Source organism: Aquabacterium sp. A3, from assembly GCF_038069945.1.
In the GTDB taxonomy this organism is placed as follows: Bacteria; Pseudomonadota; Gammaproteobacteria; order Burkholderiales; family Burkholderiaceae_C; genus Aquabacterium.
The window spans coordinates 702,577-717,376 of record NZ_JBBPEV010000001.1 but is presented as its reverse complement, the minus strand read 5'-3'; the positions used below and the strand labels follow the sequence as shown (position 1 = coordinate 717,376).

Sequence of the window (14,800 nt, the reverse complement as noted above, 5' to 3'; positions counted from 1 at the left end):
GGGATTTGAAACCCTCTGTTTCCGGATGGCTGTTGCAGTACGCAAGCACGCGAAGCAGCCAAGCCGGTTCACCAAGTCCCTGACAGCGGCTTCATCGCACACAAGGCGACAAGGCTGGTTTTCGGGAAGCCCGGCGGAAAGCGCCGGTTCACAGGCGTATCACATTTCGAGGAGATGACGCTCATGTCTGACGATCAAAACGCAAAGGCCTACTGGTCTGCAACGCTGAGTCTGTTGACCAAAGTACTGGTCATCTGGGCGGTGGTTTCTTATGGGGCGGGCATCCTGCTGGCCCCTGCGCTCAACAGCATCCATCTCGGAGGCTATCCGCTGGGATTCTGGTTCGCCCAGCAGGGCTCCATCTACATCTTCATCGCGTTGATCTTCTGGTACGCCAAGAAGATGCGTGACATCGACCGCCAGTTCGGCATGCAAGAAGACTGAACAAGGGGCACATCATGGATCTTCAGACACTCACTTACCTGGTCGTGGGCGCCACGTTTGCGCTCTACATCGGCATTGCCATCTGGGCGCGCGCCGGCAGCACCAAAGACTTCTACGTGGCTGGCGGCGGTGTGCACCCCGTCACCAACGGCATGGCCACAGCGGCTGACTGGATGTCGGCGGCATCGTTCATTTCAATGGCCGGCCTGATCTCGAACATGGGTTACGGTGGCGCCGTCTTCCTGATGGGGTGGACGGGCGGCTACGTCCTGCTGGCGTGCCTGCTGGCGCCGTACCTGCGCAAATTCGGCAAGTTCACGGTGCCCGAGTTCATCGGCGACCGGTACTACTCGTCGATGGCGCGCAACGTGGCGGTGATCTGCCTGCTGGTGGCCTCCATCACCTACATCATCGGTCAGATGACGGGCGTGGGTGTGACCTTCTCGCGCTTCCTGGGTGTCACCAGCGACCAGGGCATCTACATCGGCATGGCCATCGTGTTTGCCTATGCGGTGTTTGGTGGCATGAAGGGCATCACCTACACCCAGGTGGCTCAGTACATCGTGCTGATCCTGGCCTACCTGGTGCCAGCCTTCTTCATCTCGCTGAACCTGACGGGCAGCTTCCTGCCGCAGCTGGGGCTGGGCGCCAACCTGGCCGGCACCGACGTGTCGTTGCTGAGCAAGCTGGACCAGGTCGTCACCGATCTGGGCTTTGGTGCGTACACCACCACGGCGGCTGGCAGCACCATCAACATGGTGTTCTACACGATCTCGCTGATGATCGGCACCGCCGGTCTGCCCCACGTGATCGTGCGCTTCTTCACCGTGCCCAAGGTGGCCGATGCACGTTCGTCGGCAGGTTGGGCCCTGGTGTTCATTGCGCTGCTGTACACCACGGCCCCTGCCGTTGGTGCGATGGCCCGCCTGAACCTGTTCGGCACCACCAACAGCGCGGTGGGCATCACCCAGGGCCCCTCGGGCGAGCTGGTGGTCAACCCCGAGGCGGTCAAGGCCAATGGCGACCTGTATGCCAAGGAGGCCAGCCTGGTCTATGACGAGCGCCCCGAGTGGATGAAGCGCTGGGAAAAGACCGGTCTGCTGAAGTGGGAAGACAAGAACGGCGACGGCCGCATCCAGTTCTACAAGGACGACACCAAGAACGCTGAAGCCGCTGCCAAGGCCGAAGCCGCGGGCTGGAAGGGCAATGAGTTGACCGTGAACGCCGACATCATCGTGCTGGCCAACCCGGAAATCGCGCAGCTGCCCAACTGGGTGATCGCGCTGGTGGCCGCTGGTGGTCTGGCGGCTGCGCTGTCAACCGCTGCGGGTCTGCTGCTGGCCATCTCGTCTGCCATTTCGCATGACCTCATCAAGGGCGCCATCAACCCCAACATCAGCGAAAAGAACGAGCTGCTGGCGGGCAAGATTGCCATGGCGGGCGCCATCTTCGTGGCAGGTTACCTGGGGCTGAATCCTCCGGGCTTCGCAGCGGGTACCGTGGCCCTGGCCTTCGGTATCGCGGCCTCGACGATCTTCCCGGCACTGATGATGGGCATCTTCAGCAAGACCATCACCGACAAGGGTGCCACCGCAGGCATGCTGGCGGGTCTGTCGGTCACGCTGTTCTACGTGTTCGCGCACAAGGGCATCTTCTTTGTGAAGGGCACCGAGTACCTGGATGTGATCGGTGGGGCCAATGCGTTCTTCACCGTCACGCCTGAGGCCTTCGGTACCGTGGGCGCGATCGTGAACTTCGTGGTGGCCTTCCTGGTCAGCAAGATGTCGGCGCCGGTGCCGTCGCATGTGGCGGCCATGGTGGACTCGGTGCGTGCGCCGAAGGGTGCCGGTCAGGCGGTGGCCCACTGATCGTGGCAAGATGTCCGGGCGGCTTTTCTCTCCACGGGCCGCCCGGGCATGTCACTTCAAGAGACTTCCATGAGCATCTTCATCTTCAACTGGGTTTTTTTGCTGGTGCTGATCCCGGTGGCGTTTTTCTGGCTGCGTCGAGCCTGGCGCATCGGTGTGAAGGGTGATTTGTCCGAGGTGGCCTTGAAAAAAGGCATGCCCGCACCCAACGCAGCACGTTACGCCAGGCACGAGTTGTTGATCAACCTGACCGGCGGGTTGGTGCTGGTGGGGGTGCTGGTGGCTGTCTTGGGGTTTCAGGCCCTGGAGCGTGACGACTGGGTGGCCATTGCCGGCTCTACCCTGTGGCTGAAGTTTTTTGCGTCGTTCGCCTTGGGGCGCCACGCCCACGGCCTGCCTGGCGCACGCAGCACAGGTGGCGCCGCGAAAGCCGGTCGCAAAACTCGCACCGCATGAATGAAAAAACCCCGACATGTCGGGGTTTCTTGATGGGCGACGCTCAGGCGTCAATCACTTCAAGGACAGGATCCATTGGGTCAGTTGCAGGGCTTCGGCTTCTTTCACCTGAGCCTGAGGGGGCATGGCACCCATGGGCATGTTCCAGACGCCACCGCCGCCCTTGATCACTTTTTGAGCCAGTTTGGCGTCCATGCCCTTTTGACCACGGTACTTCGCGGCCACAGCCTTGAAGGCCGGACCCAGAGAAGGCTTGTCCACACCGTGGCAAGCCAGGCAGGCCTTTTGCTGTGCCAGTTGTTCGTTGGCCAAAGCGGGAGACATCGAGGCTGCAGACAGCGCAGCAACAGCCAGGATGGAGGACAGGAATTTCATGGGGAATCCTTCCGTGCGGTCCATTAAAGTTGAGGTGTCCTTTATAAACGTTTTCCAACAGTGGGAGGTTGACATGTTGCAGCAACTGCCCCTGTTGCCCGTGTTTTGACGAGGTGAATGATGTGGTTCGTCGGTTTGGGCGTGTTGCTGCTGGTGATGAACCTGGCCGACATCGGTCCGGTCGGAGCGTGGACGTGGGCGGATGACTGGTGGCTGATGCTGGCGCCTTTCGCCCTGGCGGTCGTCTGGTGGACCTGGGCCGATGCCACCGGCTGGAACAAGCGCAAGGCCATGGAAAAGATGGCCAACAAGCGCGAAGAGCGCCGGCGCAAGAACCTGGATGCCCTGGGTCTGGGTGGGGCTGACAAGCGCAGAGACCGCTGAGCACCCTGGCGGCACTAAAATCCGGGTTTCGCATCACCGATCCCTCCGGAGCCGCTTTCATGCCCCAATACCGTTCCCGCACCTCGACCGCCGGCCGCAACATGGCGGGTGCCCGCGCCCTGTGGCGCGCCACCGGCATGAAGGACGGCGATTTCGAGAAGCCCATCATTGCCATTGCCAACAGCTTCACGCAGTTTGTGCCCGGTCACGTGCACCTGAAGGACCTGGGCCAACTGGTGGCGCGCGAGATCGAGGCCGCCGGCGGTGTGGCCAAAGAGTTCAACACCATCGCCGTGGACGACGGCATCGCCATGGGCCATGGTGGCATGCTGTATTCGCTGCCCTCGCGCGACCTGATCGCCGACAGTGTCGAATACATGGTCAATGCCCACACGGCCGACGCCCTGGTGTGCATCTCCAACTGCGACAAGATCACCCCCGGCATGCTGATGGCCGCGCTGCGCCTGAACATCCCGGTCGTGTTCGTGTCTGGCGGTCCGATGGAGGCCGGCAAGGCCAAGATCGAAGGCAAGGTCATTGCGCTGGACCTGGTCGATGCCATGGTCAAGGCGGCTGACAAGAACTGCTCCGACGAAGAAGTCGAGATGGTGGAGCGTTCGGCCTGCCCAACCTGCGGCTCTTGCTCCGGCATGTTCACGGCCAACTCGATGAACTGTCTGACCGAAGCCTTGGGCCTGTCTTTGCCCGGCAACGGCACCATCGTTGCCACCCATGCAGACCGCGAGAAGCTCTTCCGCAAGGCCGGTCGCACGGTGGTTGAATTGGCCAAGCGTTACTACGAGCAGGACGATGTCAGCGCGTTGCCGCGCAACATCGCCACGTTCAAGGCCTTCGAAAACGCCGTGGCCCTGGACGTGGCCATGGGTGGCTCCACCAACACCGTGCTGCACCTGCTGGCGGCGGCCCGCGAAGCCGAGGTGCCCTTCACCATGGCCGACATCGACCGCATGTCGCGCAAGGTGCCGTGCCTGAGCAAGGTGGCGCCTGCCGTGCCCGACGTGCACATTGAAGACGTGCACCGTGCGGGCGGCATCATGGCCATCCTGGGCGAGCTGGCCCGTGGCGGCTTGTTGCACACCGATGTGCCCACCGTGCACAGCAAGTCCATGGCCGATGCCATCGCCCAGTGGGACGTGACCGTCACCCAGGACGACTCCGTGCACACCTTCTACAAGGCAGCGCCTGGCGGCATCCCCACCCAGGTGGCTTTCTCGCAGGACAGCCGCTGGAAGGCGCTCGACCTGGACCGCGCCAAGGGCGTGATCCGCTCCAAGCAGCACGCCTTCACCCAGGACGGTGGACTGGCCGTGCTGTACGGCAACATCGCCGAGAAGGGCTGCATCGTGAAGACGGCCGGCGTTGATGAATCCATCTGGAAGTTCACCGGCAGCGCGCGCGTTTACGAAAGCCAGGACGACGCGGTTGAGGGCATCCTGGGCGAAGAGGTTCAAGCCGGCGATGTGGTCATCATCCGCTACGAAGGCCCCAAAGGCGGCCCCGGCATGCAGGAGATGCTCTACCCCACGTCTTACCTGAAGAGCCGCGGTCTGGGCAAGGCCTGCGCGCTGCTGACCGACGGTCGTTTCTCGGGTGGCACGTCGGGCCTGTCCATCGGACACGCATCGCCTGAGGCCGCTTGTGGTGGCGCCATTGCTTTGGTCGAAGACGGCGACCGCATCGAGATCGACATCCCGAATCGCCGCATTCACCTGGCCATCAGCGACGAGGAGATGGCCCGCCGTCGTGCGGCCATGGACGCCAAGGGCCCTCAGGCCTGGAAGCCTGCCAACCGCCAGCGCCACGTGTCGGCGGCCCTGCAGGCTTATGCCTTGCTGACCACCTCGGCCGACACCGGGGCGGTGCGCGACCTGAGCCAGCTTCAGCGCTGAGCGCTCTCTTGGCTGGCGCCTTCGGGGGTGACACCCTGGCGCTGGCCCAGCAACAGCCCCATGGTCAGGTCATTGGCCTTGGGCACCACGGTGACGTGCGGGAAGGGGATTTCGATCTCCTTGGCGTCGAACGCCTCCTTGAGCTTCTTGAGGTAAGCCCGCCGCACCGTCCACTGCTGCAAGGGCGCGACCTTGAACCGTGCCCGGATCACCACGGCTGAATCCGCCCACTGGTCCACGCCGGCAATCTCCAGGGGCTCCAGAATCTGGGCATTGTGAGGCTCTGCGGCAGCCAACTGCTGGCCCACGTCTTCCATGGTGCGTATGGCCAGGTCCAGATTGGTGTCATACGACACGCCGATGTCCACCACCGCGAACGCGAACTGTCGGCCCATGCTGACCACGCTGTCGATGGTGCCGTTGGGCACGAAGTGAACATTGCCATCGTAGTCTCGCAAGCGCACGTAGCGCAGGGTGACTTCTTCCACCACCCCGGCGTGTTCGCCCAGTTTCACCACATCACCCTGGCGCACCTGGTCTTCCAGCAGGATGGACAGACCAGCAAAATAATCCTTCACCAGGCTTTGGGCCCCGAAGCCGATGGCCACGCCCGCCACCCCGGCAGCCCCCAGCAGTGGTGCCACGGAAATACCCAATTCCGACAAGACCAGCATCAAGGTCAGGGCGCTGATGACAACGCTGGCCGCATAGCGGAGCGCGCGCCCCAAGGTTTCTGCCCGCTGAATGGCCTCGCGGTCGCTCATGCGGGCCGTCAATTTGAGGCGAAAGCCCCGGATGACCCGGTGCGACACGGCGATCGCCAGCCACGCGATCACCAGGATCAGCACGATGCGCAGGCCGGATCGGGCCGCGTCATCCATGCCTTGTACCAGGTTGGACAATAGGGTTTGCAGTTGGTCCATGTGAAGAGCACTCCGTTTTTATATATATTTGCACAAATGTAAAAGCCCTGGGCCGGGGTGCGGCACTCGGCGCTCCGCCAGGCCTTCACCCATGAGGATCACCCCCTTTGATGACCACTTCACCCACCGCGCACCTGGCCGCGCTCAGCGCGGCCGGCCTGCAGCGACTTCAGTCGTTCTTGAACGACGGGTCGTGCCTGCTCGCCTTCGATTTTGATGGCACGCTGGCGCCCATCGTGGCGCACCCCGAATCCGCCCGCACGCCCTTGCCAGTCATTCGGGCCATGGAACCCTTGCTGCGCACGCACGAAGTCGCTGTGTTGTCGGGCCGCTCGGTCGAGGACCTGATGACCCGCCTGGGCTTCGAGGCCCACCACCTGATTGGCAATCACGGTGCCGAAGATCCGGCGTGCCCGCTCAGCCTGCAGCGAGCCCCCGCCTACAGGGCTCGACTTGACGGCATTCGGGCGGCGGTGGCCAGTACCTGGTCGGCGGCGTTGGTGGCGCAGGGCGTCCGCATGGAGGACCGTGGGCTCTCTCTGGGGTTCCATTACCGCCTGTCCAGACAGCGCGACGCCGCTCGGCGTCTGATCGCTGAACTGCTCGCTGCCGAAGGGCAGGGCATCCGTGCCTTTGACGGCAAGCTGGTCATCAATGTGGTGTCGGTGGACGCCCCCGACAAAGTGCAGGCCCTGCAAAGTCTGATGACCCGGCGTGGTCTGACGCGCGTTCTTTACGCCGGTGACGATGCCAGCGATGAACAGGTGTTTCGCCAGCACCAAGACCCCGACTGGTTCACGCTGAGGGTGGGGGGCGATGCGCGTCTGTCGGCGGCGACGTTTCACCTGAATGCGACGTCTGACATGCCGATGTTTCTGGCGGCGTGTCAGCGCCGTTGCTCGCGGCTTCAGTGATGGGGCCTGGATCCCGCAGGGGTGCGAGCATGGCGTGAGCCAGGGCCGGGTACATGGGCGCGCTGATCATGCGCGAAATGGTGCTCGCCACCATGGCGCAGGCCATCAGGCTCAGCACCAGGGCATGCCCCTCGACCATTTCCATCACGATGATGAACGACGTGATGGGCGCCTGTGTGGCTGCGGCCAGGAAGCCCACCATGCCCAGCGCAATCAAGGCCGGTTCATGCAGAAAGCCTGTCCACAATGCCACGTCGGCACCGATGCCTGCGCCGATGGCCAGGGATGGTGCGAACACGCCACCAGGCACCCCCGACCAGGTCGACAGCCATGTGGCGATGAAGCGCAGCAGCGCGTTGAGCGGCTGTGTCGTGGCTTCGCCGGCCAGCAGGGCCTTGGTGGATTCGTAGCCGCTGCCGAAGGTGGCGCCCTGAGTGGCCAGGCCAATGACCGCGACGGCCAGCCCGCAGCCGGCGGCAAAGCGGATGGGGTACTGACGCCGCCAGCGGCTGAAGCGGTCTGTGCCGCCTGTCAGTGAGCGAATGACCAGCCTGGAAAACACGCCGCCAGCCGCTCCGCACATGAGCGTGACCAGCAGTCCTGGCCAGAAGATGTCGGCTGGCACCGCCTGGGTCTGGATCTCTCCGAAGTAGGCCGTGTCGCCATAGATCGACACGGCGATGAGGCCCGCCAGCACGATGGCGGCGATCAGCAGGCCGCTGGAGCGATCCTCAGCCCGCCTTGAGAGTTCTTCAATGGCAAACAGCACACCACCCAGCGGGGTGTTGAAGGCCGCAGCAATCCCGGCCGCACCGCCCGCCACCATCAGCCCGCGCTCGCTGATCTGGGTGCCCTTGGGCAACCAGCGGCGGGCGTGGTGCATGACGCCGGCCGCCACCTGCACGGAAGGCCCCTCACGGCCGGTCGACAAGCCCGCCAGCAGGCTGCCTGTGGTCAGCAGCAGCTTGGCCACCGACAAGCGCAGCGACACGAAGCGGCGGCGTTCGCTTTCCGGTGTGCCTGCATCGAGCGCCGCCAGCACCTGCGGGATGCCCGAGCCCGCAGCCCCCGGGGCCCAGCGCCGTGTCAGCCAGACGATCAGTGCCGTGAGGGCGGGTGTCCACAGCAAAGCCCACCACAAGCCATGCGCCGTGACCTCGAAGAATTTCTCCAGCGCCCATTCCGACAGGGCCGTCAACGCCACCACGGTCAGTCCTGCAAGAATGGCAAACCCGATGACCACCGCCCGTGCAGCCCACCGCCTCCAGTCGGATAATTCGGCCTTGACCGAGTCAGCCACCTCAGAGGCTGGTGCGTTAACCTGTTCGTTCACAACAGTGGCCTTTTCTATGTCAGATATTTCAAACGGCGCCAAGCAGGGCGATGCTGCAGCCCCGATCGTGTCGGATTTGTCTCCCGAGGCCGCGGTGGTGCTTCGGCAGTTTCGGGTGGTGTTCAACACCGTTCGCAGTCATTTTCAGCAAATCGAACGTCAGTCTGGCCTGGGGGGCGCGCAGTTGTGGACGCTCAGCATCCTGGCCCAGCGACCTGGCATTGGCATTGGCGAGCTGGCCGAGGCCATGGACGTGCATCAGTCGACGGCCAGCAACCTCGTGCGGGTGCTGGTGCGCAAGGGGCTGGCGGTATCGAGCCGTGACCTTGAGGACCGACGTGCCGTCAATCTGGTGGTCAGTGAGGCCGGGCAGCAGGTGCTGGCGGCAGCGCCTGGGCCCTTCGCCGGTGTCTTGCCTGACGCCTTGGCCAAGCTGGACCCGGTCACCCTTGGCAAACTTTCGGCCGGCTTGGCCGTGCTCATCACCAGCCTGGACGTGGATGTGACGGATGCGGCTGCAAAAACTCCGCTCGCCAACATGGGTTGATTGTGTTTGCACACATATAATTCTGACAGTAACGTCGATGCTGTGCAGCAGGGCGTTGCAATCAGGAGTGTTCATTTTGCAGCCCCGCCTTGTGCGGGGCTCTTTTTTGACTCGGCCGCTCGCCTCGCGCCGGGATGAACCCGATGATGCGCTATCGTTCGCGCCATGCTGATCCATCCTCAATTTGACCCAGTGGCCCTTTCCTTGGGGCCTGTGCAGGTGCATTGGTACGGATTGATGTACCTGGTGGCCTTTGGTTTGTTTTACTTCTTCGCGGCCCGCCGTGCGGCCCAGGCGCCCTATGCCCAGGCGGGCTGGAATCGCCAGGCCATTGAAGACCTGCTGTTCTTTGGCGTGATGGGCGTCATTGTGGGCGGTCGCCTGGGTTACGTGCTGTTCTACAAGCCCGCGCATTACCTGGCGCACCCTGGCGAAATCCTGGCGGTCTGGCAAGGCGGCATGGCCTTTCATGGCGGCCTCCTGGGCGTCATCGTGGCCATGATGGTCTACGCCCGCCTGCGTCAGCGCACCTTCCGTGAGGTGGCCGACCTGGTGGCGCCTTGCGTGCCCGTGGGCCTGGCTGCGGGGCGCCTGGGCAATTTCATCAATGGCGAGTTGTGGGGCAGGGTGGCCGACCCCGCTTTGCCGTGGGCCATGGTCTTTCCCCAGTCTGGCAGCGACCTGCCTCGCCACCCCTCGCAGCTCTACCAGTTCGCCCTGGAGGGCTTGCTGCTGTTTGCCCTCTTGCAGTGGTACGGGCGGCGGCCCCGCCCGCTCGGCCGGGTGGCGGCCTTGTTCCTGATGGGCTACGGCGCTGCACGATTTGCGGCCGAGTCGTTCCGCGAGCCCGACAGCTTCCTGGGTTTGCTCGCACTGAACCTGAGCATGGGGCAGTGGTTGTGCATCCCCATGTTGGTGGCCGGTGCCCTGATGTGGGTCACGGCTGAAAAAAACGCCCCCCGGTCCTGAAACCGGGAGGCGTGAAGAGGTCTGTGGACATTCGCGGACCCACTGACCCCCGCTGAGGAAGACCGCCTGGCTCTGGCGAAACAGGCGGTCAATGAATCTCATGCAAGGGGTGTGCCAGGCCGCGCAGACCATACTCAATGCTGTCGGCCGCAGTCCTCCAGGAACCCGATCAGCTCTTCACGCAACTCGTAGTAGCGTGGGTGAGCGAGCAAGTCCTTGCGTGTCCGGGGGCGTTCCAGCGGCACGTCCATGATCTTGCCGATCTTGGCGCGAGGACCATTGGTCATCATCACCACCCGGTCGGCCAGAAGAATGGCCTCGTCCACATCATGGGTCACCATCACGGCGGTGATCTTGTTGCGGGCCCAGACCTCCATCAGCACTTCCTGCAAATCCCAGCGCGTGAGTGAGTCCAGCATCCCGAACGGCTCGTCCAGCAGCAGCAGTTTGGGCTGCAGCGCAAACGCACGGGCAATCCCCACGCGCTGCTTCATGCCGTTGGACATGTCGGATGCGCGCTTGTGCATGCCGTCGGCCAGCCCCACGCGCCCCAGGTAATACGCCGCCATGTCTTGTCGCTCCGACTTGCTGGCATGCGGGAACACGCGATCCACCCCCAGCATGACGTTGTCAAAGGCGGTCAGCCAAGGCACCAGGCTGGGCGACTGAAACACCAGGCCGCGGTCCGGTCCAGCGCCACGAATCTCCTTGCCGTCCAGGATGATGGCCCCCTCCGTGATGTCGGTCAGCCCGGCGATCATGGACAACACGGTGGACTTGCCGCAGCCTGAGTGACCAATCAGCGAAATGAACTCGCCCTTGTGCATCTTCATGTCGAAGCCATCCACCACGGTCTGCGGTCCCTTGGGCGTGGGGTAGACCTTGATCACCTTCGAGAAGTCAACAAAGCTGTTGTCGTGCAGGCGGGCGGGCTCGGGCGTGTGCGCTTCACCGGGCATGAGGGGCGTTGCATGCCCCTGGGCCAGACCGTCTTCAATGGACTCGGCCAAGGCGGCGTGACGCATGCCCAGCACGCTGGCCAAGGTGGGTGTGCGTGCGGACTCCACTTTGCGAGGGTGCACATTGGGCAGCTGCACGACGTTGCTGCTCTGCGCCGATTGCCGCTGACTCGACAGGCCGATCAGGTGCTGAGTGATCTCGGCGCGCAGGGCCTGGAAGCGCTCATCGTGGTTCATCGCGCGTCGGTCACGAGGGCGCGCAATGTCCACCGTGAACGACGGCCCCAACCGTGCTTTGGGCCCGATCTCCAGCGGGATGATGCGGTCGGCCACCATCAGGGCCTCGTCAACGTCGTTGGTGATCAACAGCACGGTCTTGCGATCGTCGCTCCAGATCTTGACGATTTCGTCCTGCAGGGTGGCGCGCGTCAGGGCATCCAGGGCAGACAGCGGCTCGTCCAGCAACAGCACATCGGGATTGGTGGCCAGGGCCCGCGCCACCGACACCCGCTGGCGCATGCCGCCAGACAGTTGGGCCGGCTTTTTGTCGATGGCGGCGCTCAGCCCCACCATCGCCACATAGCGTTTGACCCGTTCGGCCCTTTCTGCCGACGATTCAGTGGAATAGACACGATCGACCGCAAGGGCGACGTTGTCGCGCACGCTGAGCCATGGCATCAACGAGTAGCTCTGGAACACGATGCCACGATCCGGGCCGGGTCCCGTCACGGGCAGACCGTCTTTGAGCACCTCACCGCTGTCCGGTGTGGTCAGACCCGCCAGCAGGTTGATGAGCGTGGTCTTGCCGCTGCCAGAAAAACCAACGATCGCCACGAACTCGCCCTGTGCAATCGACAGGTTGATGTCGTGCAGCACCTCCGAGCGTTGGCTGCCCTGGCCATAGCCCTTGCAGACATGACGCAACTCCAGGGCCACCCCGCTGGTGGCGGCCGCAGGGGGGGGCGTGACGCTGCGAGTCTCTTCAGCGACCGAGGAGGTGGCCAGTGTGGACGTCATGCCGGTGGGCAGGGCCATTTTCAGGCTGGTGGATGTCATGAAGCCTCCCGATCAGCGGCGCGATGCCAGGTTCTGAAGCACCAGCATGAGTCGGTCCAGCGCAAACCCGATGAGGCCGATGGTGAACACCGCGACCATGATGCGACTCAGGGAGTCCGAGCTTCCGTTTTGGAACTCATCCCACACGAACTTGCCCAGCCCCGGGTTTTGCGCCAGCATTTCTGCCGCGATCAGCACCATCCAGCCCACCCCCAACGACAGGCGCATGCCCGTGAAGATGTACGGCAGGGCCGACGGCAGGATGATCTTGCGGATGCGGGTGCCCAAGGGCAGTTGCAGCACCTTGCCCACGTTGACCAGGTCCTTGTCCACCGAGGTCACGCCGACGGCGGTGTTCAGCAAGGTGGTCCACAGCGAGCACAGTGTCACCGTGATCGCAGAGATCAGGAACGACTTCTCGAACATCGGCTTGCCCGATGTCACGTACAAGGCGCTGACGATGAGGGTGACGATGGGCAGCCAGGCCAGCGGCGACACGGGTCGGAACACCTGCACCAAGGGATTGATGGCCGACTGGAATACCGGCGAGGCGCCGGCCAGGATGCCAAGCGGCACCGCCACGACCGTGGCCAGCATGAACCCGACGAACACGGTTTTCAGGCTGGTGATGATCTGGTCGAGGTAGGTTGGCTTGCCTGTCCATTGAAACTGGCGGGGCTCGTAGGTCGGGTCCTCGGCCATGCGCTTGCGGTTGCGCTCTTCCTGGCGTTCATAGAACGCCGCACGCTTTTCGCGTTCCTGGAAGTGATCCTGAATCAGCACCTGTGTTTGCTCCAGCACCTGCACCGGTCCCGGCACCGCGCCCAGGCTGGTCTGGATGCGTGCCGCTGAGAACGACCACAAGATCAGAAAGATGACAAAGGCGGTCAGGGGCACGCCCAGGCCCATGACCAGTTTGCGGCCCATCTCACGTGAGTCGCCGGCCGTGCCGAAGAGTTTGAGGACTTGTTCCATGGCGGTTTCCTTTGAGTGCCGCCCCGGTGGGGCGGCCTCGTTCGTGAGGTGGTCAGACCTTGTCTTTGGACTTCAGGCCAATCTTGAACTTCTCCAGGTAGGCGTTCGGCTTGCGTCCGTCGTAGACGACACCGTCGATGAAGCCATCCTGCGGACCCTTGAAACCGTCCGTGCTGGGGAAGTCGGTGGGCTTGGCCTTGCCATCGGCAATCAGCGCCTTGGCCGCCGTCATGTAGATGTCGGGGCGATACACCTTCTTGGCCACGTCCATGTACCAGCTGTCGGGCTTGGCCTCGGTGATCTGGCCCCAACGGCGCATCTGCGTCAGATACCAGATTGCGTCGCTGAAGTACGGGTAGGTGGCGAAGTAGCGGAAGAAGACGTTGAAGTCGGGCATCGGGCGCTTGTCACCCTTCTCGAATTCGAACGTGCCCGTCATGCTGTTGCCGATCACGGCGGCATCGGCGCCCACGTAGTTCGACTTGGACAGGATCTTCACGGCTTCGATGCGATTGGCCATCGAGGCGTCCAGCCACATGCAGGCACGGATCAGCGCCTTCACCACGGCGACGTGGGTGTTTGGGTACTTTTCCGCCCAGGCCCTGGAAACACCAAACACCTTCTCGGGGTTGTTCTTCCAGATCTGATAGTCGGTGATCACCGGCACGCCAATGCCCTTGAACACGGCTTGCTGGTTCCAGGGTTCACCCACGCAGTAGCCGTGAATCGTGCCGGCTTCCATGGTGGCCGGCATCTGGGGCGGCGGGGTGACCGACAGCAGCACGTCGGCTTTGTTGGTGCCAGTGGTGTCGTTCGAGGTGTAGTAGCCGGGGTTCAGGCCGCCTGCAGCCAGCCAGTAACGCAACTCATAGTTGTGCGTGGACACCGGGAACACCATGCCCATCTTGAACGGCTTGCCCTGGCTCTTCCATTTGTCGACGACCTTTTTCAGTGCATCGGCCTTGATCGGGTGCTTGACCTTGCCGCCTTCCATGGGCAGGTGAGGCTTCATCTCGTTCCACACGGCATTGGACACGGTGATGCCATTGCCGTTGAGGTCCATGCTGAAGGCGGTGATGATGTCCGCCTTGGTGCCGAAACCGATCGTGGCGCCCAGGGGTTGGCCAGCCAGCATGTGCGCGCCGTCCAGTTGGCCGTCAATCACGCGGTCCAGCAGCACCTTCCAGTTGGCTTGAGCTTCCAGGGCGACGTTCAATCCTTCGTCTTCGAAAAAGCCCTTTTCATAGGCGATCACCAGTGGTGCGCAGTCAGTGAGCTTGATGAAGCCGAACTTCAGGCTTTCCTTTTCAGGGTACCCCTTGGCGCGAGCCAGTCCGGGCAATCCCAGCGCGGTGGAGCCGACGAGTGCGCTGGCGCCGGCCAGAAACCGGCGGCGTTGATGGCGGCGGATCGGGTTGGACATCTGGGTAACTCCTTCAATGTTGAGCGGATGATCGATGTGAGCGGATGCGGAGACGACGACGTCATCAGGCAAAGAAAAAAGGTGCCACCGCAAACAGCGTGGTAAACCACTGCTGGCGTTGACACCTTTGTCTTGTTGAGCCCTGAGGCTCCTGAGGGAGATCGCCGTTGATCTCTTGCCCAACAAGCACGCAAGTGGTGTGCCAGCCCGGATGCCGTGCCTTGGTGCGTACGGGCCCCGGATCGGGACCGTCTACACTTGATG

14 protein-coding genes are annotated in these 14,800 nt (G+C 63.2%); 8 read left to right on the top strand and 6 right to left on the bottom strand.

From position 1 onward, the window contains the following. Positions 1–183: 183 nt before the first annotated feature. The 3 genes from WNB94_RS03130 (at position 184) to WNB94_RS03120 (ending at position 2,768) form a co-directional block, all read left to right on the top strand. Positions 184–444, top strand: coding sequence for a DUF4212 domain-containing protein (locus tag WNB94_RS03130; RefSeq protein ID WP_341388333.1), 261 nt, complete (start codon positions 184–186; stop codon positions 442–444). A gap of 14 nt (positions 445–458) precedes the next feature. Next, on the top strand, positions 459–2,312 hold the full coding sequence (locus WNB94_RS03125) for a sodium:solute symporter family protein (RefSeq protein ID WP_341388332.1): 1,854 nt from the start codon (positions 459–461) through the stop codon (positions 2,310–2,312). A 69-nt stretch (positions 2,313–2,381) separates the two neighbouring features. Beyond that, positions 2,382–2,768, top strand: a complete 387-nt coding sequence (locus WNB94_RS03120) for a hypothetical protein (protein WP_341388331.1) — start codon at positions 2,382–2,384, stop codon at positions 2,766–2,768. 54 nt (positions 2,769–2,822) lie between these two features. On the opposite strand, the gene WNB94_RS03115 is transcribed toward WNB94_RS03120, so the two are convergent. Then, entirely contained in the window at positions 2,823–3,143 is a 321-nt protein-coding gene (locus WNB94_RS03115; protein WP_341388330.1) for a c-type cytochrome, read from the bottom strand. 117 nt (positions 3,144–3,260) lie between these two features. Between WNB94_RS03115 and WNB94_RS03110 the strand changes: the two genes are divergently transcribed. Next, positions 3,261–3,527, top strand: coding sequence for a TIGR04438 family Trp-rich protein (locus WNB94_RS03110; protein WP_341388328.1), 267 nt, complete (start codon positions 3,261–3,263; stop codon positions 3,525–3,527). Positions 3,528–3,586: 59 nt separating this feature from the next. Continuing rightward, positions 3,587–5,437 (top strand): dihydroxy-acid dehydratase, encoded by a 1,851-nt coding sequence (ilvD, locus tag WNB94_RS03105; protein ID WP_341388326.1) that lies wholly within the window; start codon positions 3,587–3,589, stop codon positions 5,435–5,437. Here the strand turns inward: ilvD and WNB94_RS03100 are convergent. Then, positions 5,428–6,360, bottom strand: a complete 933-nt coding sequence (locus tag WNB94_RS03100; RefSeq protein ID WP_341388325.1) for a mechanosensitive ion channel family protein — start codon at positions 6,358–6,360, stop codon at positions 5,428–5,430. The genes ilvD and WNB94_RS03100 overlap by 10 nt on opposite strands. 110 nt (positions 6,361–6,470) lie before the next feature. On the opposite strand from WNB94_RS03100, the gene otsB reads away from it, so the two are divergent. After that, positions 6,471–7,274: a trehalose-phosphatase gene (gene otsB / locus WNB94_RS03095; protein WP_341388323.1), complete on the top strand. Its 804-nt coding sequence runs from the start codon at positions 6,471–6,473 to the stop codon at positions 7,272–7,274. On the opposite strand, the gene WNB94_RS03090 is transcribed toward otsB, so the two are convergent. Continuing rightward, the gene (locus WNB94_RS03090) at positions 7,156–8,607 is read right to left on the bottom strand and encodes a chloride channel protein (protein WP_341388321.1); all 1,452 of its coding nucleotides are present in this window, start codon (positions 8,605–8,607) and stop codon (positions 7,156–7,158) included. The two genes, otsB and WNB94_RS03090, sit on opposite strands and share 119 nt — an antisense overlap. Positions 8,608–8,674: 67 nt before the next feature. Between WNB94_RS03090 and WNB94_RS03085 the strand changes: the two genes are divergently transcribed. Both WNB94_RS03085 and lgt read left to right on the top strand, forming a co-directional pair. Then, entirely contained in the window at positions 8,675–9,154 is a 480-nt protein-coding gene (locus WNB94_RS03085; protein WP_341388320.1) for a MarR family winged helix-turn-helix transcriptional regulator, read from the top strand. Positions 9,155–9,319: 165 nt separating this feature from the next. Then, the gene (gene lgt, locus WNB94_RS03080) at positions 9,320–10,123 is read left to right on the top strand and encodes a prolipoprotein diacylglyceryl transferase (RefSeq protein WP_341388319.1); all 804 of its coding nucleotides are present in this window, start codon (positions 9,320–9,322) and stop codon (positions 10,121–10,123) included. A 134-nt stretch (positions 10,124–10,257) separates the two neighbouring features. On the opposite strand, the gene WNB94_RS03075 is transcribed toward lgt, so the two are convergent. From WNB94_RS03075 to WNB94_RS03065, 3 genes are read right to left on the bottom strand one after another with little or no spacing between them, the layout of a single operon-like run. Further along, positions 10,258–12,138, bottom strand: a complete 1,881-nt coding sequence (locus WNB94_RS03075) for an ABC transporter ATP-binding protein (protein ID WP_341388318.1) — start codon at positions 12,136–12,138, stop codon at positions 10,258–10,260. A gap of 12 nt (positions 12,139–12,150) precedes the next feature. After that, positions 12,151–13,113 carry an ABC transporter permease gene (locus WNB94_RS03070; RefSeq protein ID WP_341388317.1) on the bottom strand — a complete coding sequence of 321 codons (963 nt, stop codon included), beginning with the start codon at positions 13,111–13,113 and terminating at the stop codon, positions 12,151–12,153. A 52-nt stretch (positions 13,114–13,165) separates the two neighbouring features. After that, positions 13,166–14,536, bottom strand: a complete 1,371-nt coding sequence (locus WNB94_RS03065; protein ID WP_341388316.1) for a CmpA/NrtA family ABC transporter substrate-binding protein — start codon at positions 14,534–14,536, stop codon at positions 13,166–13,168. Positions 14,537–14,800 lie beyond the last annotated feature (264 nt).